The organism is Spiroplasma endosymbiont of Zeiraphera isertana (genome assembly GCF_964030805.1).
Classification (GTDB): domain Bacteria; phylum Bacillota_I; class Bacilli_A; order Mycoplasmatales; family VBWQ01; genus Spiroplasma_E.
Genome location: NZ_OZ034965.1, coordinates 321,116 through 345,843, shown reverse-complemented (window position 1 = coordinate 345,843; position 24,728 = coordinate 321,116). Strand labels below are relative to the sequence as shown.

The window sequence follows — 24,728 nt, the reverse complement described above, 5'->3', positions numbered from 1 at the left end:
TCATTTTAAATTTATATTAATTTTAAAAATTCTAAAATTCGATTTAATTCTTTGTGATTACTATAATTGATGATTAGTTGTTTTTTATTGATTTTTACTTTAGTATCTAAAGTTCTTGATAAAGTATTTTCTAATGATACTAAATGAAGATCTGACTTTTTATTAACATTTTGTTTTTGATTTAAACTTAATTGTTGCATCTTAATAACATCTTCAACCTTACGAACACTCCATTGTTCACTATATGCCCTTTTAGCAATAGTTACCATTAAATTAAGATTAGTGCCTAAACTTAATAACGGTTTAACATGACCCATTGTTAATTCATTGCGTTGAAGCATTTGTAAAATCTCTACTGGCAATTGCAAAATTCGTAAAGTATTAGCAATGTGACTACGTGATTTATTAACTTTTTGTGAGAGTTGTTCTTGAGTTCATTTCATTTTACTAATTAAAGTTTGATATGCCTGTGCTTCTTCAAAAGCATTCAAATCAACACGTTGAATATTTTCAATCAAAGCAAATTCCATTAATTGTTGATCTGTTACTTCAATAGTTACTGCAGAGATCTCTGTTAGACCTGCTAATTTTGCAGCTTTAGTTCTACGTTCACCAGCAACTAATTGAAAAACACCATCTGTTATCGTTTTTTTAACAATAATTGGTTGAATTAAACCATGAATTTTAATTGAATCACTTAGTTCTTTAATTTCTTGTTCATTAAATACTACACGCGGTTGATATGGATTAGGAATAATTTTAGCAAAAGAAATAGTTTGTGAAAAAGTTTTAGCAATTTCTGGTGAACTTTCAATGTTAGTTATCAAATCATTTAAACCTTCACCAAAAATTGATGCTAAGCCTTTAGCAGAAATACGATTTTTTTTATCATTAGACATTATTTAACACCTCATTCACTAAACTTTGATAAGCAATAGCACCACTGCAACGTGGCCGATAACTAAAAATATTTTTACCATGACTTGGTGCTTCACTTAGAGTTACATTTCTTGGAATATAATTTTTATAAACTTTTTCTCTAAAATTTTTTTGAATTTCTTTGATAACTTCAACAGAAGAAGTTGTTCTAATATTAACCATAGTTAATAAAATCCCTTCAATTTCTAAATTGGGATTAAATAATTGTTGTACTAAACGAATAGTAGATAATAATTGTACCAAACCACCTAATGCATAAAACTCAGCTTGCAATGGAATAATAACTGAATTAGCTGAAGCTAAAGCATTACGATTAACTAATCCTAAACTAGGTGGACAGTCAATAATAATAAAATCATATACTTCCTTTACGGGTTCTAATTTTTCTAATAAAATATTTCTTTTATTACGAGATTGCTCTAATAAAAATATTTCGGCTCCCGCCAAAGAAATGGTTGATGGTAATAAATCTACTCCTTGACAAACTTCAGTTTTAATTACTTTTTCCAATGGAACATCATGTACTAAAACATCATATATATCTTGTTCAACTTTATCAGCAGCAAAACCCATTGAAATAGTAGCACTACCTTGTGGATCCAAATCAATAAGTAACACTTTTTTATTTTTTATACCTAAACCTGCAGCAAGATTAGTAGCAGTAGTTGTTTTTCCAACTCCACCTTTTTGATTAGCAATTGCAATAATTTTGCCCATAATAATTACCTTTCTAAATTAATAGACTAATATTTTATCCTACTAATTAAGTTTAACACTAATTTTAATTAATATTATTTACAAAGGTTTACTTTTAATTTGTTGATAAGGTCTTGGATATTTTAAAGCACATAATTTATATTTTTGAAAATGAAGGATTGTTCTTTGACCATAGTTGTTTGGTAATTGAACAGTAAATTGATTAATTAACTTTGCACCCATTGTGTTAATACTATTTTGTGCCAACGCAAGTTCTTCTTCAACTTTAATACCCTTATAAGCAATAAATAATCCTTCAACTTTAACTAATCCTAAACATAATTCACTTAAAATATTTAACGGTGCTAATGCTCTTGCTGTTACAATATCAAATGTTTCACGATATTGATGAGCAAATGTTTCTACTCTTTGATTAATTATATAAACGTTTTCTAAGTTTAGTTCAGTAATTACTGTTTTTATAAATTGACATTTCTTTGTATTCGATTCAATAATAGTTAATTGTAATTCGGGAAAACAAATTTTTAAAATTATTCCTGGTATACCCGCACCACTACCAACATCACAAATATTTTGATCATCCAAAATGATATTATTACTAATTAAAAGAGAATCATAGAAATGTTTATAATAAACTTCCATTTCTTCAATGATCGTTGTTAAGTTATATTTTTTATTTTCAGCAATTAAAATTTTATAATACTGACTTAATTGTTGTTCCATTATTGGGGTTAAAGTTAAATTAGTTAAACCTATAGCTCAATTTTTATTCATTGCTTACTCCTAAATCAATCATTTAATAAAATACTTTATTTAAAGTAGACTATAAATATAATGTTTTAAATAATTAAATTATATTTAATTATAATGTTTTTTTAGTATATGTTTGAAATTTTATCACATAACTGCTATCCTTCAAAATTAAATATTACTAAAAATAATTTAAAACCTTTAAAATATCATTTTCGTTGTATTTTCTTTAAACTCAAATATAATTAACACATATAATAAGAATTATTAAAAAATTATAAAAGTTTTTTTTAACTCATTGCTTAATTTAAAGTAAATGAGTTTTTATGTTTTAATTTATATCATTGAAAGGAAAAAGAAAAAAATGAAAATTTTACTTAATTTTTCAAAAGAACTAACAAAATCTATTAATAATAATTCATTAAACCTAATCAGTATACAAATTAATAATTGAACAAATCCTATCCAAGAACATAAAAACAAACTTGAAGAAATATATCAAAATTTTCTAAAATCACAAGAATTATCAAAGGTTTTATTTAATAAATCAATAAATACATATAAACCACATTTCATAAATAAAATGAAAAGAGAAGTACTATTTATTAAAATAAATGAAGAAAAAAAAGATATAAATCTACAAAATATAAATAAATTAACTACACATGAAATTGAAATACTCACAAAAAAAGAAGTACAGAGATTGACAACTGAAGAAATAGTAATTTTAACACCAAGACAAATACAAGCATTTACAGAATGAAAAATTACTTGATTCACCATTGAACCAATCCAAATATTGACAAAATTACAAATTCAATCATTGACAAAAAAACAAATAGAATCATTTACTACTTTACAAATTTCTTGATTCACCAAAAAACAAATATCACGATTCACAAACTTACAAATTACTTGACTTAGAAAAAAACAAATAGCATCATTTACAGAAATACAAATAAAAGCATTAACCAAAAAACAAATACCAGCACTCACAAGCGAACAAGCAGCAGCACTTACTGTTTGACAAATCACTTGATTTACCAAAAAAAAATACCACAATTTACAGAAACGCATATAGCAGTATTAACAAAAGATATGGAATGGCAACCTTTTTTAGGACTTTTTTTTGGTAGACATTTGTTTTTGATAATTAACTGGAGTTAGGTAGTTTAAAGTTCTATTAATTCGTATGTTGTTATATCAATTGATATAATCAAATAATTCTAATTTTAATTGGATTAATGATCTAAAATTTTTATCATTAATAAATTCAGTTTTGAAAGTTTTAAAAGTTGCTTCAGCAACAGCATTGTCATAAGGACAACCTTTGTTTGCTTAAAGAGCGAGTAATATTGAATGCTAGTAAAAGTTTATCAATAATTTTATTATTAAATTCATTACCTCGATCGCTATGAAATATTTGAATATCTTTTAAACGGCGATTTGATTGCATAAATGCTTCATATACTAATGATGCATCTTTTTTAGTGCCTACACACTATGTCCAATAATTTCGCGGTTAAATAGGTCTATTAATAAACAAATATAGTTTCACTTACCATTTACTTGAACATAAGTTAAATCACTAACAATAACTTCATTTTTAATCCTATTCTTAAAGTTTCTATTAACAAGATTAGTTATTTGACTATCATTGACTTTATTATGATGATTTTTGTGTCTTAATTTAGTGTATTTTGATATTAAATTATGTTTATTCATAATTTCTTTAATTTTTCGTCTTGATAAATAAATGGAAATTATCCCCACATGTACTAGTGTGGAGGAAAAAATGAATTGAAATGAATTCAATAGCATATTTCAAACTGAAAACGATTGTTTGAAATATATAGCGAAGTTGAAAATAATGAAATGCATCAGGTGTGCTTCTTCTAGTTTGAATACTTCTGATTTGAGAAGAATACGATGTTTGAACTGTAACCAAACATTTAGTATTCTTTATGGAACCATTTTTTATAAGTCACAGACCCAAATGACATCTTGGTTTTATCTCATCTTTAGATGAATAAACACAAAGCATGGCATACCAGCAACCGATGTTGCAAGGGAATTGGGTGTGACCTATAAAACAGCTTGAAGAATGTGTCATGAAATCAGGACTAGAATTGGAAATCAAGATGCGGGTTTCATTGTTGATGGCACAGCACAGATGGATGAAATGTATCTTTCACATTTAGGTTTTAAAAAACAAGGAAGATCCTTGTTGAATAAAACTTTGATTGTTGGAGTTTATGAGAAAACCAGCAACAAACTAATCGTGAATGTGCTGAAAAATGCAGATGAAAAAAACCTTTTAAGATTTGCATTGAAACACATTTTTACTGAGTGCTGTCTATTTACGGATTCTTGGAAGGGATATGTAAGTTTCAAAAACTTCTATCCCAAACATGAAATCGTAAATCATGAAGTTGGGTATGTGTCACCAACAGGTGTAAACACAAACCAGATTGAATCAGCATGAAAGCACATCCGACGAACTTTCCGAACACACATAAGAGTTTCAAAACACAATATTCATTTATATGCAAAAGAATCAGCATATAAATTCAATAACATACCGAGTTTTGAAACTGTAATTTTGTGTTTGATTTAAATACATGCAGGGATAATTTCCTAGGTAGGCTTTTATCTCCATTTATGTGATAAAATTTAAAAATAGTACATAAAGGGATAAAAGCCAAATAAATTTCTTGGTTTTCTAATATGACTTTTAATCTTCTTGTGCCATAAATTTCTTTATTTTCTTTAAAAGCACTAATAAAAGCTTCATCATACATATTATTTTGATTTTTTTCTTTTTTCTTGAAATTAAAATAATATGTTGATTTAGAGAGCTTTAAAAAACGACACATTGTACGAATTTTATATTTACATTTATTATTGATAATAATCTCTATTTTCTGCCTATTATTAGTGCTGCTTGCTTTAAAATATCATTTTCCATTCGTAACTGTTTTAATTCTTTTCTTAATTTAATTAATTCATTTTCTTCAACAGAACGATTATCTTTAGATTTAAAACTACCTGAATTAGTAAATTGCTTAATTCAATTATAAGTAGCTGCTCTTGTAACATTGTACTCTTTAGCAAGACAAGACACTGACTTACCACTTTGATATAAAGCTACTATTTGTTTCTTAAATTCGTCGGTATATGAGTTAATATTGGCCATAATTATAGTTCCTTTCTTTTAACTAATTTGTTCACTTGTCTACGTAATTAGTGTCCAATAAAGTGTAACCTATCCAATTAACATCACAACAAATACAAGTACTCAATGAAAAACAAATAAAAACATTAACTCTAAATCAAATTAAATGATTTGATTATAAACAAATACAATCATTTGTACCAGAACAAATACAAGAGTTTCCAATTAAATACATAAACGGAATAATTTCAAAACAAATACAATGATTCATAATTGAACAAATACAATCATTTACCAAAAAACAAATACAAGTTTTTACATAAAAACAAATTCAATCCTTTACAAAAGAACAAATACCCGCATTTACAATTGAACAAATACCATATTTCACAACAAAACAAATCTCAGCACTAATTATTTCAAAAAAAATATATGCTCTTACAATTGAACCAATACCCGCATTAAGTCGAAGAAAAACGGAAGCATTAAGTCCAGAAAAAAGAAAAATATTAAAATTATTAATTAATAAATATCAAAATCAAGAACAAAAAACCAAATCTAAAAAAGATTTAACAAAAAAAATTTACCAACAAGAAGCACAAAAAAAAGAAAGTCTTAGTGGTGGAAATCAAGAATATAAAGAATCTATATTATTACAAAATGTGAAACCATTAAATTCACACCTTAAATGATCAGAATCTTTGCATGAAGAAATAACAAAATATGAAACCCAAGTTCCTAATATAACAACTAATAAATTTATTAATAAATAGTAGTAATTAACAATCTTTTTTTTAAAAATTATTATACAAATTATAAAAAATATTTTCTTAAAAAATAAATGCTTTAATCTAATTTACATTACTATACATTTATTTTTTTTAGATTTAAAACTTATTACTTCATCATCATTAATTTTTTGATAGTTAATATTAGAAATTTTATTAATTATTTTTTTCTCATTATTTTTAAATGTTTTTCTTTTTTTTAATATTTTTTCTAAACTGTCATTGTTCTCTTCAATCAATTTCTCAAAACTGTCATTTAAGTTTTTTACCATAATTTAAAATTCCCCTTTTTCATTGCTTAATAAATTTATTATACAGAATAAAAATAAAAACTGAATTTATGAAAAAACATTTAAAACATTATATTTATTAAACTTGATAAAGGTTTTAAAATATTGCTAGCATATAATTTTATTGTCATTTTCTACCTGCTTTAACATAAGGTTGCGCTCAACTTTTTACCAATTCTGTATTAGGACGAAAAATCATTAATGATACTAATGCTATTAAATATGGAAACATTCCTCATAATCAACTTGGAATATTATTACTAATAACTATAAATGTTTGGGGCGTATAAAGTTAATGGTTAGATTTAAAAAGAAGTTAAATGAGAGATAATACTCTCATTTTTTAATTGTTAAACAATTATAATTAATTATTTTATTAAACCAGCACTTTATTAAAGTAATTAATTATTACATAACTAAATAAAAAATTATGTAGGCTATTGTGCTGGAATTAACCAATAGTAATTTTTCTGTTGCTCTTTGAAAATTTCAGAAATTTTGGTTCCCTTCCCCTAGAACCCCTACCCTCCAAGGCTTATGCTACTTACAGTAGCATAAGCCTTACGTATAGTAGATAAGTAGTTAGTAGTATATAAGCCTTTTATCACTGTAGGTAATAAGGCTTATACATAGAAAGGATACGTAATGATTAATGTTAATTTAGATATTAAAAATAAAATTAAAGAAACAACTAAAGGTATGTTATTAGAAATTGGTGAATATGAAACATGATTTCCTATTAAAGATACTATTATTGATGAAAAAAATAAAAAAATAGCATTAAAAATAATTGAAGATTTTTATTATAAATTAGGTAAAAAATCAATAACAAAAGATATTGAAAGTGTTAAAGGTGGTGATATTTTAAAATATATTAAAAATATTCCAAATATTAATACAAATGAAAATGAATTAATATCTTGTGAATGTTATGAACAATATAATAGTTATTATATTTTTAAAAATGATAAAAATCAAGAATGTTTTAAATATAACATTACATGAGAACAAGATATGAAAGGTTTTAAAATCAATAATCCATATAAACATAATGATTTAGCAATAAATTATATTATTACACCAATGAAAAATATATCAACTCATAATAATAAAATATTTTATTTAAAGTATTAAAGGAAATTAATATGTTATTAAATGTTGAAAAAATTGAATTAATAAAAAATTTATGTAATGAAAAATTACTTAAAAATAAAAAATATATTGAAATAAAAGAAATATTAAAAATTATAGAAAGGAATGAATAATTATGGAATGTAGAGAATATAGAATTAAAGGTTCATGTGATATTTGTCATAAAAATTCATCATATGGAAATAGAACTTGTAATAAATGTTTTTATAAATTAATAGGTGAAAAAAATGAAATGTAATATTCATAATGAAAAATATATTTGAATTAGTGAAATAGATAATAGTTATTATTGTAATAAATGTATTGATGAAATGATTGAAGAAGATATGTATTTAACATCAAATAATTGAGATTACTTATATGAATATTATATTAATGAATTACAATTAGAAAATTTTAAAGGAGTGTAATAAATAATTAAAAATAAAAGTTTTCAAGAAATAACAAATAATTTACAACAATTTTTTCAAGATATTGAAAATGGTATATATGGTGAAAGTATTAAAAATGCTTTTAAAAAAGAAAGTAGTGAATAAATAATGTCACCTAAAAATATATCTAAAGAAGAATTATTAAATAAAATATTAATAATTAGATTTAAAGAATTAGAATTTCAAAACTTAAAAGAATTTTGTAAAGAAAAAAATATAACTGTATCTGAATTTGTAAGAAATTTAATTAAAAATGCAATTAAAAAAACAAAAAATAGAAAGAGTGATTATAATGAATAATTTATATAAAAAAATACTTAAATTACAATTAGAAATTGGTAGTACACCTAAAAATGGTTTTAATACTCATGGTAATTATAAATATTGATTATTAAGTGATATTTTTAATAAATTAAAAGTACTATGTAGAGAATTAAATATACTTATTTTACATTCAGATATTTCAGAAAATATGAATATAAATAAAATAGAAAATATTAAAGAATTTATAGATAAAAATAATAATAAAATACAAAATGTAACAAAAGAAATAGAAGTTTCATATCAAAAAAAATATTCAATTATTGATTTAGATAATAGACTTGGTGCAAAACTAAGGTAATTCAAAATTATATATTCCTGCTATTAAATTAAATCTTAATGCAAATCTTCGTATTTTATTGCGATATTTTAAACTTAAAATTTTAAAACGTTTTAGTTTAGCAAATACGTGTTCAATTTTAATTCTAATTTTACTTAAAGTTTTATTGTATTCTTTTTGAATTGGTGTTAATTGATTGTATTTACTTTTTTTAAATGGCAAAAATGTATTTTTATGAATATTTTGTATACCTTGATAACCTGAATCAACAAAAACTTGTTTTTCTGGATGAATAAAAGTTTTAGATTTTAGAAGCAATTTAAAATCATGAATGCTTCCAAAACAAAAATCAGTTGAAATAATTTTTCCATTGGAAATATCAATAATTATTTGGGATTTGAGAGAATGATGTTTATTTTTACCTGAAAAAAGTAATTTTAGTTTTTTTTAATTCTTTCAATTGGAGTTTCAGTAGCATCAATAGCTAACAAATTATTATTAGTACCTTTATTTTTTGTTAAATCTTTTTTTCCAGGTAAATTAAAAATTCCGCTTTTTATTAAAATATTTTCAATTCAAAAAATATTACGAATGCAACTAGTATGACTAATATTATATCTTTTTGCAATAACTCTATAACTACTATAGTCTTTTCAATATTCTAAAGTCATTAATAAACGCTCTTCAATTACAATTTTATTTTTTCTACCACCATAATATTTTTGTTTAGACTCAGCAATTTTTAAAATTTCAAGAATTTTATAAAATGTTTGTGGCTTTATGCCGACTAAACTATAAAATTCTTGATCATCTTTATATTTTTTCAACATAATAACTATCACCTTTAATATTAATAATAATCGTTAAATTGTTAAAATTAAAGTTTTTGCACCAAGTATAATATAGAATTTAGAGAAGATTTTAATATTTTTGCTTGTGCTAAAAATACAGATATAGCAAAAGCAAAAGGTAGTGCAGAAACTTATGCTTATAGATATTTCTTAATGAATTTACTTTTATTAAGTGAAGATGAACTTGACCCAGATAATGATAGTGTTAATTTAATTCAAAATAATAAACCACAAAATAATTACGTTAATAATATAAAAACATCTAATGAAAAATGAGAACCAAGTGAAAAACAATTAGATTATTTTGAAAAATATATGATTACAAATACAGTTTTATTTGATGAATGTATAAGAGAAGATATGGAAAGATTAAATCCAAGTAATAATAAAGATTTTTTAATATTAATGGGTGAAAATTATTTAAAAGTATTATTTGATAAATTTAAAGAAATTCGTGAAAGATTTAAAAATTTAAAAAATAATAATAAAAATGAGTATAGAAATTATAAATAATTATCGGACTTCTCCCCACATGTACTTGTGGAGGAAACAATGAAATTGAATGAGTTCAACAATATATTTCAAACAGAAAAAGATTGTTTGAAATATATAGCAAGTTTGAAGGAAAACAAATGTATGAGGTGTTCTTGAACAAATTTGAATACTTCTGATTTAAGAAGAATAAGATGTTTGAAATGTCATCAAACATTTAGTATTCTTCATGACATCATTTTTTACAAGTCACAAACACCTTTGACATCTTGGTTTTATCTCATCTTTAGATGAATAAACACCAAACATGGAATTCCATCAACTGATGTTGCAAAAGAATTGGGAGTAACTTTGAAAACTGCTTGAAGAATGGGTCATAAAATCCGAAGTGCAATTGCAAAACAAGAACCTCAATTCATTGTTGAGGGCATAGTGCAAACGGATGAAATGTATCTTTCACATATGGGTTTTAAAAAACAAGGAAGATCCTTAAAAAATAAAACTTTGATTGTTGGGATTTATGAAAAAACAACCAATAATTTAATTGTGAAAGTGTTGAAAAATGCAAATCAAAAAAATCTTTTGCAATTTGCAAGAAACCACATTTCTTCAAAGTGTGATGTACATACTGATTCTTGAAAAGGATATCGCCATTTTAAATCAGTTTTCACTAAGCATGAAACAGTTAACCATCAAGATGGCTATGTTTCAAAAACTGGTGTAAACATAAACCAGATTGAATCGGCATGAAAGCACATCAGACGAACATTTAAAACACATATCAAAGTTGAAAAACATCATGTTCATTTATACGCAAAAGAATCGGCATATAAATTCAACAATATACCTAGTTTTGAAACTGTAATGTTATGTTTGATTTAAAAATGTGGGGAGAAGTCCGTAGATAGGCTTTTCTCAGCATTTATGTGATAAAATTTAAAAATAGTACATAAAGGGAGAAAAGCCATAATTATTTACTTTCAATTGACCCAAGTATTAAAAATACAGGTTTTACATTATGAGAAAAAAAATATAAATATGATAAAAATTTAAATTATTGAACTACTAGAGAATATGTATATTGTGAAATTCATAATGATGATAATGTTTCATTAAAAATTATAAAAGAATGTAAAAATTGTTATGAAAATGAAATTATTTGAAAACCAATATTAATTAGTAGTTATAGTTTTAAAAAATATGGATTTTTAAATTTTGAAAGTGAAATATTTTTTAATAATATAAAAGATACCAATATTGATTTAATTATTGAACGTGGTACTTTTCATTCAAAAAATGGTATTGGTTATGAAACTCAAGAACATTTAAGAGGTTTTATTGCTGGACAATTTAATAAATTATTAACAAAAAATATGTTAATAAGTCCTTCTTCATGAAAAAAATGATATATAGATAATAATATTACTAATATTTCTTTAAAAAATTGAAATAAAGAAATAAGTGAAGATATATGTTTTTATTTAAATGAAAAATATGAATGAAATATTGATATTAATAATCATGATGAAGCAGATAGTTTATTAATTGGTTGATATTATTTAAATAAGGAAAATAAATAATGAAAATAGAATTTGAAATGGATATTTTTACAAAAAATGCAATTATTGAATCATCAGAAAATTTAAAAAAATTAAAACAATTAAATATATCAATTAATTTATGTAATTGTAAAAAGGAAGCAAAATAATGCAAAAACAAAAACAAGAAAAAGTATTATTAAAATGTATTGTTAAAGATTGTAATAATAAAGTATTAGTTACTTTAAAAACTGTAGATATAGAAAATAGTACAGAACAATTTTTTAATATGTGTTATTTTCATAAAAAACAATTTAAAAATAAAGTAAAAGAAATGAAAGAATATTATAAAAAAGTTTAAACAATTATAAATAAAATAATGGTGTAGAATAAAATCAAACTTAATATAAGTTTTTAACTCATTACTTTATTTTAAAGTAAATGGGTTTTTTATGTTTAAAATAAAGAGGTATAAAATTATGAAATATTTTAATCCAAGTTATTGATTTAAATTATGAGTATTATCTGCACAATTATTTAATGATAAAACACAAGGTATTGATGCTATGTCAATTGATAATAAAAATATTAAAGATTGAGCTAGTAAAAATACAACTGATATATCATTATTAGAAAATCAAGAATTAAATTTATTAAATAATCAAACATATTTTGATTTACAAACATTAAATCAAGAATTAGAAATAAGTACTCATAAACATCACCATGAAAAAAATAGAAAGAGAACTAAAAGAACTACAAATATAGGTGTAGATGGAGATAATGAAATTGAATTTAGTAGTCATTTTTTAGGTACAAATGGAAAAATATATGCTTCATTTACACCTCAATTTTGAGAAGAAATAGTTTATTTAAAAATAAATAATGATAAAAGTAAATTTGAAGATAAATTTGAAGATAAAATGTTTACTGGAGTATGAAAAGATTGGAGAATTAACAGCAAAAAAGAAATGAGAGAAATTGCAAAAATTATATATGAAAATTTCTTCACTATAGAAAATAAATTTATAGATAGTTCTAGAAAAAAACGTATAAAAATTATTATTGAAAAAAATTATAATAGTTGAAAAAAAAGAAATGAATATGAATATAAAGATTCTAATATAAGAACAGATGATACGCGTCAATATTCAAATTGATATCTTGATAATTTAAAAAGAGATTTTCCAATTTGAGATTCATATGGAACATTTAATTTAGAATTAATTAATGATAACAATGATAACGAAATCAAAAATGCAATTAAAAAAAAATATCCTAATTTTATAAGACTTGAGGAAATTTCAATTGTAGATAAAGAAGAATATTCACATTTCTGTCAATGTTTTAAACTTAAATTATATGTTTATAATATGAATTATTATTCTTTCGGAAATTTAAGACCAACTTTTTCATATACAACTCAGACTAAACTTAATGAACTAAATGATAAAATTGCTAATGACCCTAAAGTTATAAAATGAATAAAAGATATAAGAGATTGAAATTCAACTTTACCACAAACAATAAATAATGCTAAAACATTTACTCCTGAAGCATTATATAATTGAAAAAGAAATGAAAAAGAAATTCTTAAAACTTATATAAGAGATTGAAGTTATGTTTCAACCTTAATAGAACATGAATTCAAAATAGATGAATTAAATAAAAATGTGCAAGGATTAAAATCAAGTTTTGATAGTATAAAAAATCAAGTTAATGAGTTAGAAAAAAAATTAATAAATCTAGAAAATACTAATAAAAATACTAATAATTGAAATTGTGCTAATACGGCAGGAATTGTCGCTGCTGTCTCTGCACCAATTCCTGTAATTGGAACTGCTGTTTCTACGTTGTCAGGTATTACTAGTGCTACTTGTGCTATTGCTGGAGTGTAATAAAAAAAATTAAATTATATTTTAAAAAATGATAAATTAAATTTAAGGAGAATAACTAACATGAAAAAACTATTAAGTATGCTTGCAGTTTCTACATTAGTAGGAATAAGTGCAAGTAGTTTAGAACCGATGTTTACAAGTTCTGCAATAACAACTTCAAAATTAATTAATAATAAAATAATAAATTTATCAGAAAATATATTAAAAAACGGTAATGATATTTTATTTGAAAAAGATTATCGATTTTTAGCACATGATTTTTTAAAAATAAAAATTAGTTATGACATATTTTTAAATATGAGAGCAACTTATGATAATGAAAAAAACAAGTGAAGTGAACAATTATTTTTTTCTAATGTTAAATAATTTTCCTAAACTAGATAATAGTGGTGCTGGAGGAAGTATCACTCAAAAAGATATTTATGTCGCAATCAAAGTTATCATTAAAAATTTTAAAGATATTAATTCTGTTTTTGAAACATTACAACAAGGTCAAGGTTTATTAATTGTTACAAATACCATTGGTTCATGAGATAAAAATGACTATATGGGTGCTTTTACTCAATAAAATAATAAAAATTAACTAATAAATAAAAAAAACATTTTATGATTTTTTTATATCAATAATATTGAAAGAATTTTCCCAGATACTTATAACACAGATATTACTAAAAATCCTCAATTAAATTTTAAAAATATAAAAAAAGTTACCTTAATTGGTAACTTTTTAATTAGGTGCCAACCTAATTTATAAAATAAAACCTGAGTTGTAAATATAAATGGGACAGTTTTTTAAAATAATTGTATTAAATCTATTGGTCTTTTATAAGAGAGCGATTTTCTGGGTGTAGAATTAATTTGAAATGCTATAAAATTTAAATTTTTTTGTTTATATGAAGATAGATCTGTATATTTTGGTAAATATCTTCTTAAAATACCATTATTATTTTCATTTAAACCCCTTTGGCAAGGTTTACCAGGATCTGCAAAATAAATTTTGACATTACAAATTTTTTCGATTAATCTTCATTTACTAAATTCTTTACCACTATCAAAAGTAATGGTTTTAACTGTTCCTTTTTGTAACTTTGAAATAAATTTTATTATACTTTTCGTAATATTTTCTGATTTATGATTTTTAGTTACTAAAGGAATTGTGGTTTTTGATCATATATCAGCCAAAGTAATAATAGAACTTTTATGATCTTTGCCAATGATAGTATCACCTTCTAAATGACCAAATTCTTGTATATTTTTAATATTAGGAATGATTAAATTTCTTTCATGAATAGACTTACAATTATTAATTTTGCCCCTAGTTTCTTTTTGTTTGTGAGATTTATTTTTGCCTTTTCTCAATAAGTTATTTTCATCAAAACCCATTCGATTTGTTTTAAACATGTTATATAAAGTTTTTGTCGAAATACTTTTTATTTTATTTTCCTTTAAAAAGTTAGAAATTATATCAAGAGCATACTTTTTAGTAATTAACAAATGATTAATACTATTAATTTCTGTTAAAGTTAAAATTATTAATTTTCTGCCTGCATTTTGTTTATTTTTTTGAAATTGATTCAATATTTCTAATGGCAATAAGTTTTTATTTAATAATCTACAAACTCTATGTACGGTTGATTTACTATAATCAACAATTTTTGCTATTTTACGAATCGAAAATCCATAATTTTTATATTCTTTTATTGCTATTATTGATTCAATACTCAGATACTTATACATTGCGCTAATTCCGTTCTTTTCTTAATTATAGAACTAACACAATTTAATTTTTATATAAGTGTCCTTTTTAATTTTACAATTAAAGAATTGAAAATATTTTAATAAAAAGCGGAATTTTTAATTTACCTGGAAAAAAAGATTTAACAAAAAATAAAGGTACTAATAATAATTTGTTAGCTATTGATGCTACTGAAACTCCAATTGAAAGAATTAAAAAAGGAAATTATCCCCACATGTACTAGTGTGGAGGAAAAAATGAATTGAAATCAATTCAATAGCATATTTCAAACTGAAAACGATTGTTTGAAATATACAGCGAAGTTGAAAATAATGAAATGCATCAGGTGTGCTTCTTCTAGTTTGAATACTTCTGATTTGAGAAGAATACGATGTTTGAACTGTAACCAAACATTTAGTATTCTTTATGGAACCATTTTTTATAAGTCACAGACCCAAATGACATCTTGGTTTTATCTCATCTTTAGATGAATAAACACAAAGCATGGCATACCAGCAACCGATGTTGCAAGGGAATTGGGTGTGACCTATAAAACAGATTGAAGAATGTGTCATGAAATCAGGACTAGAATTGGAAATCAAGATGCAGGTTTCATTGTTGATGGCACAGCACAGATGGATGAAATGTATCTTTCACATTTAGGTTTTAAAAAACAAGGAAGATTCTTGTTGAATAAAACTTTGATTGTTGGAGTTTATGAGAAAACCAGCAACAAACTAATTGTGAAGGTGCTGAAAAATGCAGATGAAAAAAACCTTTTAAGATTTGCATTGAAACACATTTTTACTGAGTGCTGTCTATTTACGGATTCTTGGAAGGGATATGTAAGTTTCAAAAACTTCTATCCCAAACATGAAATCGTAAATCATGAAGTTGGGTATGTGTCACCAACAGGTGTAAACACAAACCAGATTGAATCAGCATGAAAGCACATCCGACGAACTTTCCGAACACACATAAGAGTTTCAAAGCACAATATTCATTTATATGCAAAAGAATCAGCATATAAATTCAATAACATACCTAGTTTTGAAACTGTAATTTTGTGTTTGATTTAAATACATGCGGGGATAATTTCCTAGGTAGGCTTTTATCTCCATTTATGTGATAAAATTTAAAAATAGTACATAAAGGGATAAAAGCCTTAAAAAAAACTAAAATTACTTTTTTCAGGTAAAAATAAACATCATTCTCTCAAATCCCAAATAATTATTGATATTTCCAATGGAAAAATTATTTCAACTGCTTTTTGTTTTGGAAGCATTCATGATTTTAAATTGCTTCTAAAATCTAAAACTTTTATTCATCCAGAAAAACAAGTTTTTTGTTGATTCGGGTTATCAAGGTATACAAAATATTCATAAAAATACATTTTTGCCATTTAAAAAAAGTAAATACAATCAATTAACACCAATTCAAAAAGAATACAATAAAACTTTAAGTAAAATTAGAATTAAAATTGAACACGTATTTGCTAAACTAAAACGTTTTAAAATTTTAAGTTTAAAATATCGCAATAAAATACGAAGATTTGCATTAAGATTTAATTTAATAGCAGGAATATATAATTTTGAATTACCTTAGTTTTGCACCAAGTCTAATTAAGAAAAGAAAGGAATTAGCGCAATGTATAAGTATCTGAGTATTGAATCAATAATAGCAATAAAAGAATATAAAAATTATGGATTTTCGATTCGTAAAATAGCAAAAATTGTTGATTATAGTAAATCAACTGTACATAGAGTTTGTAGATCATTAAATAAAAACTTATTGCCATTAGAAATATTGAATCAATTTCAAAAAAATAAACAAAATGCAGGCAGAAAATTAATAATTTTAAATTTAACAGAAATTAATAGTATTAATCATTTGTTAATTACTAAAAAGTATGCTCTTGATATAATTGCTAACTTTTTAAAGGAAAATAAAATAAAAAGTATTTCAACAAAAACTTTATATAACATGTTTAAAACAAATCGAATGGGTTTTGATGAAAATAACTTATTGAGAAAAGGCAAAAATAAATCTCACAAACAAAAAGAAACTGGGGGCAAAATTAATAATTGTAAGTCTATTCATGAAAGAAATTTAATCATTCCTAATATTAAAAATATACAAGAATTTGGTCATTTAGAAGGTGATACTATCATTGGCAAAGATCATAAAAGTTCTATTATTACTTTGGCTGATATATGATCAAAAACCACAATTCCTTTAGTAACTAAAAATCATAAATCAGAAAATATTACGAAAAGTATAATAAAATTTATTTCAAAGTTACAAAAAGGAACAGTTAAAACCATTACTTTTGATTGTGGTAAAGAATTTAGTAAATGAAGATTAATCGAAAAAATTTGTAATGTCAAAATTTATTTGGCAGATCCTGGTAAACCTTGCCAAAGGTGTTTAAATGAAAATAATAATGGTATTTTAAGAAGATATTTACCAAAATCTACAGATCTATCTTCATATAAACAAAAAGATTTAAATTTTATAGCATTTCAAATTAATTCTACACCCAGAAAATCGTTTTAATTTTCAAAAAAACTCTTGATGAAATAAAAAAAATCATCAACCTGGCCTAAAATTTTATTTTATTTAATTTTGGGATTTATTTTTTTTACAAACTGAAATATAATGCTTCAGATTTTGCATAAGGTGATATTTTATAATGTTGGTATTTAAATTTTCATAAATTGAGGTAATTTTGAATATTGGTAAATCCAATGCCATGATAATGAGTAATAAATTCTTTTAAACTTGATTGTATTTTACTGATATTACTTAAATTTTTATAATTTAATTCTTTATTTTCTTTTGATTTAAATTTCTTGAGAGTACATTTTGTTTGTTTAGCTACTGTATCATATAGTATTTGCATATCACAAACTATAATTGATTTTTCTTCGATAAGATTAGATGTTAAATTTTCTTGTACTCATTTTTTTGTTAATCTTTTAGTATTTGTTGTTTGAGCATAAATATTTTTATTTTCATCAATTGCCATTTCAATACAACAGTTTAAATCTTTAGCATTTTCTTCAATTCATTTTTTTCTTGGATCATCTGGATTTTTGAAATTTCCTTTATGAATTTCTTTGATAAAAGTTTCATCAATTTCAATTCTACCTTTTAATTTTGTGAATGGTTTTTGTGTTTTTGCTAATTGTGATGATTTCATAAATTTTTGACGATTAAATCATGCTGATGTTTTTGAAATTTTAGCAAATTGAGAAATAGTATAAGCAGATTGACCTAACAATGACAATCAAATTATTCAATCTCATTGTTCATGAGATAAATGACTTCAATGTAAAAAATGATTTCTTAAAGCATCAAAGCTACTTTTACAATCTTTGCATAAATATTTTTGCTTATTATTCTTAAAACCATTTTTTACACATCAATAAGATTTACAATTTGGACATTGAATTCCTTTTTCTTTAAATTTTTTATCAATTGCATCTAATTTTTCTTTTTTCTCAATTTGTTTAATTCTATTTTTAAAATGTCTAATAATTTTTATAAATTCTTCATCTTTTTTGTTTTTTAAAACATCAATTAATTCATTATTAGTCACAAAAAATCACCCCTGATATAAAAATATTACTTTTAATTTAAAATTAAAAGTAATATCAAGATTTTTTGTGAAAATTAAAAGAAAATCGCTCTCTTATAAAAGACCAATAGATTTAATACAATTATTTTAAAAAACTGTCCCATTTATATTTACAACTCAGGTTAATCTTTTAGTATTTGTTGTTTGAGCATAAATATTTTTATTTTCATCAATTGCCATTTCAATACAACAGTTTAAATCTTTAGCATTTTCTTCAATTCATTTTTTTCTTGGATCATCTGGATTTTTGAAATTTCCTTTATGAATTTCTTTGATAAAAGTTTCATCAATTTCAATTCTACCTTTTAATTTTGTGAATGGTTTTTGTGTTTTTGCTAATTGTGATGATTTCATAAATTTTTGACGATTAAATCATGCTGATGTTTTTGAAATTTTAGCAAATTGAGAAATAGTATAAGCAGATTGACCTAACAATGACAATCAAATTATTCAATCTCATTGTTCATGAGATAAATGACTTCAATGTAAAAAATGATTTCTTAAAGCATCAAAGCTACTTTTACAATCTTTGCATAAATATTTTTGCTTATTATTCTTAAAACCATTTTTTACACATCAATAAGATTTACAATTTGGACATTGAATTCCTTTTTCTTTAAATTTTTTATCAATTGCATCTAATTTTTCTTTTTTCTCAATTTGTTTAATTCTGTTTTTAAAATGTCTAATAATTTTTATAAATTCTTCATCTTTTTTGTTTTTTAAAACATCAATTAATTCATTATTAGTCACAAAAAATCACCCCTGATATAAAAATATTACTTTTAATTTAAAATTAAAAGTAATATCAAGATTTTTTTTGAAAATTAAAAGATTACTCCTAAACCAGTTAGTACAAATCCTTTTGATGATGAAAGCGATGATGAAGAACTTGCTGGTAATACTATTAATGAATGTAATAATTTAGTAAATACTGTACCATTACTATCCAAATCAACTTCAAAATTAAATTTTTCTTAATTGATAATTAATTTTATATTTTTCTTTATAATTTATATGATACGATGTAATCATATAAGTAAAAGAAACAGGTGTATATTATATGTTAACTGCTGGTATCGTTGGTTTACCTAATGTAGGTAAATCAACATTATTTAAAGCCATTACCAATTCACAAGTATTAATTGAAAATTATCCTTTCGCTACTATAAAACCAAATATTGGTAGCGTTCCAGTCAATGATTCAAGAATTTTGAATTTAATAAAAATCTTTAATCCACAAAAAGTTGTACCAACAATTTTAGAATTACATGATATTGCCGGACTTGTCAAAGGTGCTAGTAAAGGTGAAGGATTAGGTAATCAATTTCTTGCTAATATTAGAACAGTTGATGCAATATGCGAAGTTATTCGTTGTTTTGATGATATTAATGTTAGTCATGTTGAAAATAAAATTGATCCAATTAATGATTTTGAAATTATTGAATTGGAATTAATGTTAGCTGATCAAGAAGTAATAAGTAAACGAAAAGAAAAAGTTCGTAAAAAATCGCAAATAACTAGAGATAAACAAGGTATTGCTGAGGTAGCTTTATTAGAAAAAATAAATAATGAATTAAACAATGGTGTTGCTATTCGTAATCAAAAGTTAAGTTCAGAAGAATTACTAATGATTAAACCTTATAATTTTTTAACTGCTAAACCAATAATTGTTATTGCTAATATTAATGAAAAAGATTTAATAACTAAAACCAATAAATATGTTGAACAATTACAACAATATATGAGCAAAAAAAATATTACTGTAATTGTTGTTTGTGCTAAGACAGAATGTGAACTTTCTGAATTAGAAGCAGAAGAAAAAAAAGAAATGTTTAAAGAGTTAAATATTTTTGAATCAGGAATTGATCAAATTGTATTAGCAACTTATAAACTATTAAATTTAGGTACTTATTTTACTGTTGGACCCAAAGAAGTTCATGCTTGAACTTTTATTAAAGGAATGAAAGCACCAGAGTGTGCTGGTATCATTCATACAGATTTCATGAAAGGTTTTATTAGACTTAAAGTTTATAATTATCAAGATATAGAATTATTGGGTACTGAAAAAAATGTTCAGGAAAAGGGAAAAATGAGAGTTGAAGGTAAAAATTATATAGTTGAAGATGGTGATATTTGTCATTTCCTTTTTAGTGTTTAGTTTTAAGATAATATTAATTATAAAAAGGTTATAGTTTTGTTATAATTAATTTGAAAATATACTAGCAAGAAAGGAAAAAATTATTATGTTAAAAAGTAATTTACAAAATCCTGATTCTGACATTCAAGAAAACAATTATGTTCCAAATAAAAAAACTAAAAAGTTTGATGTTCTTAATAAAATAAAAGTTTCAAGGGCTTTACTTTTTTGATCACCAATTGTGCAAATTATTGGTAGTATTGCTTTTTTAATACTATTAATAGTTAATGCATTTGTTGGGCAAAAAATGGGGTTTGAATTTAGTAAACTGCAATTAGCTTTATCATTATCATATGTTGGAATTGCAATTTTAGTCAGTATTATTTGTTTTATGATACCAGCAAAGAAACTTAAAAAGAAATCTTCATTTAGAATTACTGCTATTTCAACATTAATATTATCAACATTAATGTTAAGTGGTAGTCTAGTTTTTTGATCAATACCAGTATTACTATTTTTTTCATTAATATCATTAATTGTATGAATATGTGAAGTAATAGCAGCGATTATTTTAATTTTAGTAGTTGAAGAATTACCTAATGAAAAATAAAGTAGGTGAAAATAATGAAAATTAAAGATTTAGATAATATTAAAAACAAAGAAACATATTTTATTCCATATGAACAAAAGACTAAAAATGCATATTTTGTTTATTTGACAATATCAATAGTTCTTTTTTTATCAGTTTTTATTTTTTCTTTATTTGCTGCTATTAATGTATCAAAATATAAATTATATAATGTAAAACTTACTGATTTTAATTATCCTATTTTGAATTTATTTTATGCTCCAATTGTTTGTTTAATTGCAATTACTGTAAGTATGATTTTATTAATATTTGCTCCTAGAGTAAGTATTGTCTCTTCAAAGTATAGCAGTAGAATGTTTTATACTGCTTTTTGATTATTAATTCCTAGTGTAATGTTAAGTTCAGAAGTACAATTAACTTATATTTCACAATCTGGAATATTATATAATGAAAATTATCATTTAATTAATCAAATTATTGCAAGAATATTTATTATTTTTAGTCTTTTTTTAATTTTGATTACACAACTATTTTTTTGAATTATGCGTAGAAAGTTTACATTTATGAACTCAGATTATGAAATTTATACTACTAGAAGTATGGAAAAAAAACAAAGACGCATTAGAAAACAAGAATTAAAAAAAATTAAAAAACAAGAAAAGGGATTTAGTAAAAAAACTTTGAATATTAAATAAAGGGGGGCAGATTTATGAGAATTCGTAATTGGTGGTTTATTAGTTTTTATTTATTATTAAGCACATTTATTATTTATGAACTATTTTTTTTAATTGCTTTGTCAAAAAATACAGCTTTAAAAGATTTATATTATTATGGTTTTCAAATTGCAGAACCTTCACCAAGTTTTAATCCTTCAAGTTATACTGCAATTTATTATTTACCAGTAATAGGTTTAGTTGTAAGCAGTTTCGGTTTGATTGGTTGTATTTTTATCGCAAGAGTTTTTCTTGAAAAATCTCCTTGTTTTAAATTTGTATTTTTAGTTGTAAACTTTATAATTTTTGTTGTTGGATTTTTGATAAGTTTTTCTGGTCAATTGCTTTATTGTGAATGAAATAATGATAGTGCACAAATAATACCTAATAGAGGAGGAACGATTGAAGTACCAAGCTTTTATTATAGAAATTGATTTTCTTCAACTATTGTTTGATCAATTTTTGGTTTTTATTTTGCATTACTTGTTGCAGCAGTTATTTTATTACTTAAATTAAATTTAATTAATGTTCAAACATATCACTTTTATCGTCAACGTATTGAAGCAGCAATTGATTTTGAACCAGAATTAAAACAACCATTACCAAGTTCTAATGAATTTGATCCAAATGATACACAGACTATTACAATTTTTCTTGATGAAGAAGTAAATGAAAAATTACAATCTAAAACTAATCGTAAAAAAACAATGAAATCCTCTAAAAATAATAATAAAAAATTAAATTCTAAAAAAAAGACTAATAAAGTAGAAAAAAAAGTTAATAAGATTAAAAAATCTTAAATTAAATAAAGATGGTGAAAATATGAAAATTCGTGTACGATATGCACCTAGTCCTACTGGGTATTTACATATTGGTGGTGCTAGAACAGCATTATTTAATTATTTATTTGCCAAAAATAACAAAGGAGATTTTATAGTTAGAATCGAAGATACTGATTTAGAACGTAATATTGAAGATGGAATTAGTTCACAATTAGATAATTTACGTTGAATGGGAATAATTCCTGATGAAACTATTGATTTACCAGGTAAATATGGTCCTTATAAACAAACTGAACGTTTAAATATATATATTCAACATGCATTAATACTAATAAAAGAAAAAAAAGCATATTATTGTTTTTGTACACCTCAATATCTAGAAGAAATGCGTAAGAAACAAGCAGATAAAAATATTTTAGCTTTCCAGTATGATGGAACATGTTCAAAATTAGAGCAGTCTGTAATTGAAGAAAATTTACAAAATAAAATTTCATATGCTATTAGAGTTAAAATTACCACTAATAAAAGTTATAAAATTAAAGATTTAGTTCGTGGTAATGTTGAATTTAATTCAGTAGACTTAGGAGATTATATTATTATTAAATCAAATGGAGTGGCTACTTATAATTTTGCTGTTGTTATTGATGATCATTTAATGGAAATAAGTCATGTTTTTCGTGGTGAAGAACATTTGTCAAATACACCAAAACAATTAGTTATTTATGAATATTTTAATTGGAAAATGCCAATTTTTGCGCACTTAACATTAATTGTTAATAATAAACGTAAAAAATTATCAAAACGTGATGGTAGCATTATCCAATTTATTCATCAATATCGTAAAGAAGGATATTTGCCAGAAGCAATTTTTAATTTTATTGCTTTATTAGGATGAAGTTCGCATGAAGAAAAAGAAATTTATACTAAAGAACAATTAATTAAATTATTTACCCCAAAATATTTAAGTAAAGCACCAAGTATGTTTGATCCAGAAAAATTAGTGTGAATGAATAATTATTATATTAAAAGATTAAATGTTGAACAATACTTAGCTTTAGTTACACCTTTTATTAAAGAAAAATATAATTGAAATAGCAAAACTATTGAATGATGAAAAGAAGTATTATTAATTTATCAATCACAGTTAGAATATGGTAGTCAAATTAATGAATTGGTAAGTTTATTTTTTAAAAATAATTTTAAGGTAGATATAGAAGCAAAGACTTTTTTGAATGATAATGAATGTAACTTAGTTTGTACAGCATTTATTAAAAAGATTATTTATTGTAAAAATTGAACTAGTGATAATATTAAAAACATTATTAATGAAGTTAAAAAAGAAACTAATGTTAACGGTAAATTATTATTTATGCCAATTAGAATTATTACAACAGGACAAATGCATGGACCTGATTTAGTTAGCACCATTAAACTATTGGGTTATGATACCATTATTAATAATGTTAAATTAAATTTTAAAAATTAAAGAAAAATAAATATTATTACT

34 protein-coding genes are annotated in these 24,728 nt (G+C 23.4%); 21 read left to right on the top strand and 13 right to left on the bottom strand.

Annotation, left to right across the window (positions count from 1 at the left end; translation table 4 throughout):
* Positions 1-11 precede the first annotated feature (11 nt).
* From AAHM78_RS02375 to rsmG, 3 genes are all read right to left on the bottom strand, one after another.
* A complete protein-coding gene (locus tag AAHM78_RS02375; protein WP_342254246.1) occupies positions 12-899 on the bottom strand; it encodes a ParB/RepB/Spo0J family partition protein in 888 nt (295 codons plus the stop codon).
* Positions 892-1,656, bottom strand: a complete 765-nt coding sequence (locus tag AAHM78_RS02370; protein ID WP_174480209.1) for a ParA family protein — start codon at positions 1,654-1,656, stop codon at positions 892-894. The genes AAHM78_RS02375 and AAHM78_RS02370 overlap by 8 nt, the downstream gene beginning before the upstream one ends.
* A 78-nt stretch (positions 1,657-1,734) precedes the next feature.
* A complete protein-coding gene (gene rsmG, locus AAHM78_RS02365) occupies positions 1,735-2,430 on the bottom strand; it encodes a 16S rRNA (guanine(527)-N(7))-methyltransferase RsmG (RefSeq protein ID WP_342254245.1) in 696 nt (231 codons plus the stop codon).
* Positions 2,431-2,770: 340 nt separating this feature from the next.
* Here rsmG and AAHM78_RS02360 point away from each other — a divergent pair, with 340 nt between their 5' ends.
* On the top strand, positions 2,771-3,487 hold the full coding sequence (locus AAHM78_RS02360) for a hypothetical protein (protein WP_342254244.1): 717 nt from the start codon (positions 2,771-2,773) through the stop codon (positions 3,485-3,487).
* 35 nt (positions 3,488-3,522) lie between these two features.
* Here the strand turns inward: AAHM78_RS02360 and AAHM78_RS16625 are convergent, their stop codons facing one another.
* Genes AAHM78_RS16625 through AAHM78_RS02350 form a run of 3 tightly spaced genes read right to left on the bottom strand, consistent with a single transcriptional unit; the run spans position 3,523 to position 4,131 of the window.
* Positions 3,523-3,675: an IS3 family transposase gene (locus tag AAHM78_RS16625; protein ID WP_425289776.1), complete on the bottom strand. Its 153-nt coding sequence runs from the start codon at positions 3,673-3,675 to the stop codon at positions 3,523-3,525.
* A gap of 19 nt (positions 3,676-3,694) precedes the next feature.
* Positions 3,695-3,862 (bottom strand): hypothetical protein, encoded by a 168-nt coding sequence (locus tag AAHM78_RS02355; RefSeq protein WP_342254243.1) that lies wholly within the window; start codon positions 3,860-3,862, stop codon positions 3,695-3,697.
* Between the two features lie 38 nt (positions 3,863-3,900).
* Positions 3,901-4,131, bottom strand: coding sequence for a hypothetical protein (locus AAHM78_RS02350; protein ID WP_342254242.1), 231 nt, complete (start codon positions 4,129-4,131; stop codon positions 3,901-3,903).
* A 175-nt stretch (positions 4,132-4,306) separates the two neighbouring features.
* Between AAHM78_RS02350 and AAHM78_RS02345 the strand changes: the two genes are divergently transcribed.
* Positions 4,307-5,023, top strand: coding sequence for an IS1595 family transposase (locus AAHM78_RS02345; protein ID WP_342254241.1), 717 nt, complete (start codon positions 4,307-4,309; stop codon positions 5,021-5,023).
* 300 nt (positions 5,024-5,323) lie between these two features.
* On the opposite strand, the gene AAHM78_RS02340 is transcribed toward AAHM78_RS02345, so the two are convergent.
* Positions 5,324-5,602 carry a transposase gene (locus AAHM78_RS02340; RefSeq protein ID WP_342253638.1) on the bottom strand — a complete coding sequence of 93 codons (279 nt, stop codon included), beginning with the start codon at positions 5,600-5,602 and terminating at the stop codon, positions 5,324-5,326.
* 835 nt (positions 5,603-6,437) lie between these two features.
* Positions 6,438-6,641 (bottom strand): hypothetical protein, encoded by a 204-nt coding sequence (locus AAHM78_RS02335; protein WP_342254240.1) that lies wholly within the window; start codon positions 6,639-6,641, stop codon positions 6,438-6,440.
* 663 nt (positions 6,642-7,304) lie between these two features.
* Between AAHM78_RS02335 and AAHM78_RS02330 the strand changes: the two genes are divergently transcribed.
* The 4 genes from AAHM78_RS02330 to AAHM78_RS02315 all read left to right on the top strand — a co-directional run bounded on the left by AAHM78_RS02330 (position 7,305) and on the right by AAHM78_RS02315 (position 8,864).
* A complete protein-coding gene (locus AAHM78_RS02330; protein WP_342254239.1) occupies positions 7,305-7,793 on the top strand; it encodes a hypothetical protein in 489 nt (162 codons plus the stop codon).
* Between the two features lie 245 nt (positions 7,794-8,038).
* A complete protein-coding gene (locus tag AAHM78_RS02325; protein ID WP_342254238.1) occupies positions 8,039-8,221 on the top strand; it encodes a hypothetical protein in 183 nt (60 codons plus the stop codon).
* Positions 8,222-8,350: 129 nt separating this feature from the next.
* On the top strand, positions 8,351-8,542 hold the full coding sequence (locus AAHM78_RS02320; protein ID WP_342254237.1) for a hypothetical protein: 192 nt from the start codon (positions 8,351-8,353) through the stop codon (positions 8,540-8,542).
* Positions 8,535-8,864 carry an ERF family protein gene (locus AAHM78_RS02315; RefSeq protein ID WP_342254236.1) on the top strand — a complete coding sequence of 110 codons (330 nt, stop codon included), beginning with the start codon at positions 8,535-8,537 and terminating at the stop codon, positions 8,862-8,864. The genes AAHM78_RS02320 and AAHM78_RS02315 overlap by 8 nt, the downstream gene beginning before the upstream one ends.
* Here AAHM78_RS02315 and AAHM78_RS02310 read toward each other — a convergent pair.
* Both AAHM78_RS02310 and AAHM78_RS02305 read right to left on the bottom strand, forming a co-directional pair.
* Complete coding sequence (locus tag AAHM78_RS02310; protein ID WP_342254992.1) at positions 8,856-9,221, bottom strand: transposase family protein; 366 nt, start codon at positions 9,219-9,221, stop codon at positions 8,856-8,858. The two genes, AAHM78_RS02315 and AAHM78_RS02310, sit on opposite strands and share 9 nt — an antisense overlap.
* Before the next feature lie 59 nt (positions 9,222-9,280).
* A complete protein-coding gene (locus AAHM78_RS02305; RefSeq protein WP_342253999.1) occupies positions 9,281-9,673 on the bottom strand; it encodes a transposase family protein in 393 nt (130 codons plus the stop codon).
* 72 nt (positions 9,674-9,745) lie between these two features.
* Between AAHM78_RS02305 and AAHM78_RS02300 the strand changes: the two genes are divergently transcribed.
* The 7 genes from AAHM78_RS02300 to AAHM78_RS02270 all read left to right on the top strand — a co-directional run bounded on the left by AAHM78_RS02300 (position 9,746) and on the right by AAHM78_RS02270 (position 14,190).
* Positions 9,746-10,207, top strand: a complete 462-nt coding sequence (locus AAHM78_RS02300; protein WP_342254991.1) for an ERF family protein — start codon at positions 9,746-9,748, stop codon at positions 10,205-10,207.
* A 39-nt stretch (positions 10,208-10,246) separates the two neighbouring features.
* Positions 10,247-11,068, top strand: a complete 822-nt coding sequence (locus AAHM78_RS02295) for an IS1595 family transposase (protein WP_342254235.1) — start codon at positions 10,247-10,249, stop codon at positions 11,066-11,068.
* A gap of 697 nt (positions 11,069-11,765) precedes the next feature.
* Positions 11,766-11,894 carry a hypothetical protein gene (locus AAHM78_RS02290; RefSeq protein WP_342254234.1) on the top strand — a complete coding sequence of 43 codons (129 nt, stop codon included), beginning with the start codon at positions 11,766-11,768 and terminating at the stop codon, positions 11,892-11,894.
* Positions 11,894-12,085, top strand: a complete 192-nt coding sequence (locus AAHM78_RS02285) for a hypothetical protein (protein ID WP_342254233.1) — start codon at positions 11,894-11,896, stop codon at positions 12,083-12,085. Before AAHM78_RS02290 ends, AAHM78_RS02285 begins: the two co-directional genes overlap by 1 nt.
* Before the next feature lie 118 nt (positions 12,086-12,203).
* Positions 12,204-13,622 carry a hypothetical protein gene (locus tag AAHM78_RS02280; RefSeq protein ID WP_342254232.1) on the top strand — a complete coding sequence of 473 codons (1,419 nt, stop codon included), beginning with the start codon at positions 12,204-12,206 and terminating at the stop codon, positions 13,620-13,622.
* 60 nt (positions 13,623-13,682) lie between these two features.
* A complete protein-coding gene (locus tag AAHM78_RS02275; protein WP_342254231.1) occupies positions 13,683-13,988 on the top strand; it encodes a hypothetical protein in 306 nt (101 codons plus the stop codon).
* Positions 13,978-14,190, top strand: a complete 213-nt coding sequence (locus tag AAHM78_RS02270) for a hypothetical protein (protein WP_342254230.1) — start codon at positions 13,978-13,980, stop codon at positions 14,188-14,190. Before AAHM78_RS02275 ends, AAHM78_RS02270 begins: the two co-directional genes overlap by 11 nt.
* Positions 14,191-14,414: 224 nt before the next feature.
* On the opposite strand, the gene AAHM78_RS02265 is transcribed toward AAHM78_RS02270, so the two are convergent.
* A complete protein-coding gene (locus tag AAHM78_RS02265; RefSeq protein WP_342254229.1) occupies positions 14,415-15,359 on the bottom strand; it encodes an IS30 family transposase in 945 nt (314 codons plus the stop codon).
* Positions 15,360-15,719: 360 nt separating this feature from the next.
* Between AAHM78_RS02265 and AAHM78_RS02255 the strand changes: the two genes are divergently transcribed.
* From AAHM78_RS02255 to AAHM78_RS02245, 3 genes are all read left to right on the top strand, one after another.
* On the top strand, positions 15,720-16,436 hold the full coding sequence (locus AAHM78_RS02255; RefSeq protein ID WP_342254228.1) for an IS1595 family transposase: 717 nt from the start codon (positions 15,720-15,722) through the stop codon (positions 16,434-16,436).
* Between the two features lie 241 nt (positions 16,437-16,677).
* Positions 16,678-16,962 carry a transposase family protein gene (locus AAHM78_RS02250; RefSeq protein ID WP_342254990.1) on the top strand — a complete coding sequence of 95 codons (285 nt, stop codon included), beginning with the start codon at positions 16,678-16,680 and terminating at the stop codon, positions 16,960-16,962.
* A gap of 42 nt (positions 16,963-17,004) precedes the next feature.
* Positions 17,005-17,913 (top strand): IS30 family transposase, encoded by a 909-nt coding sequence (locus AAHM78_RS02245; RefSeq protein WP_342254227.1) that lies wholly within the window; start codon positions 17,005-17,007, stop codon positions 17,911-17,913.
* Between the two features lie 85 nt (positions 17,914-17,998).
* Here AAHM78_RS02245 and AAHM78_RS02240 read toward each other — a convergent pair whose 3' ends face one another.
* Together AAHM78_RS02240 and AAHM78_RS02235 are read right to left on the bottom strand one after the other, a co-directional pair.
* A complete protein-coding gene (locus AAHM78_RS02240; protein ID WP_342252992.1) occupies positions 17,999-18,958 on the bottom strand; it encodes an IS1595 family transposase in 960 nt (319 codons plus the stop codon).
* A 126-nt stretch (positions 18,959-19,084) separates the two neighbouring features.
* The gene (locus AAHM78_RS02235; RefSeq protein WP_342254226.1) at positions 19,085-19,750 is read right to left on the bottom strand and encodes an IS1/IS1595 family N-terminal zinc-binding domain-containing protein; all 666 of its coding nucleotides are present in this window, start codon (positions 19,748-19,750) and stop codon (positions 19,085-19,087) included.
* A 310-nt stretch (positions 19,751-20,060) separates the two neighbouring features.
* On the opposite strand from AAHM78_RS02235, the gene ychF reads away from it, so the two are divergent.
* The 5 genes from ychF (at position 20,061) to gltX (ending at position 24,707) form a co-directional block, all read left to right on the top strand.
* Positions 20,061-21,158 carry a redox-regulated ATPase YchF gene (gene ychF / locus AAHM78_RS02230; protein WP_342254225.1) on the top strand — a complete coding sequence of 366 codons (1,098 nt, stop codon included), beginning with the start codon at positions 20,061-20,063 and terminating at the stop codon, positions 21,156-21,158.
* Between the two features lie 85 nt (positions 21,159-21,243).
* Positions 21,244-21,747: a hypothetical protein gene (locus tag AAHM78_RS02225; RefSeq protein ID WP_252319777.1), complete on the top strand. Its 504-nt coding sequence runs from the start codon at positions 21,244-21,246 to the stop codon at positions 21,745-21,747.
* A gap of 14 nt (positions 21,748-21,761) precedes the next feature.
* A complete protein-coding gene (locus tag AAHM78_RS02220) occupies positions 21,762-22,421 on the top strand; it encodes a hypothetical protein (protein ID WP_342254224.1) in 660 nt (219 codons plus the stop codon).
* A 14-nt stretch (positions 22,422-22,435) separates the two neighbouring features.
* Positions 22,436-23,239 carry a hypothetical protein gene (locus AAHM78_RS02215; protein WP_342254223.1) on the top strand — a complete coding sequence of 268 codons (804 nt, stop codon included), beginning with the start codon at positions 22,436-22,438 and terminating at the stop codon, positions 23,237-23,239.
* A gap of 22 nt (positions 23,240-23,261) precedes the next feature.
* Positions 23,262-24,707, top strand: coding sequence for a glutamate--tRNA ligase (gltX, locus tag AAHM78_RS02210; protein ID WP_342254222.1), 1,446 nt, complete (start codon positions 23,262-23,264; stop codon positions 24,705-24,707).
* Positions 24,708-24,728 lie beyond the last annotated feature (21 nt).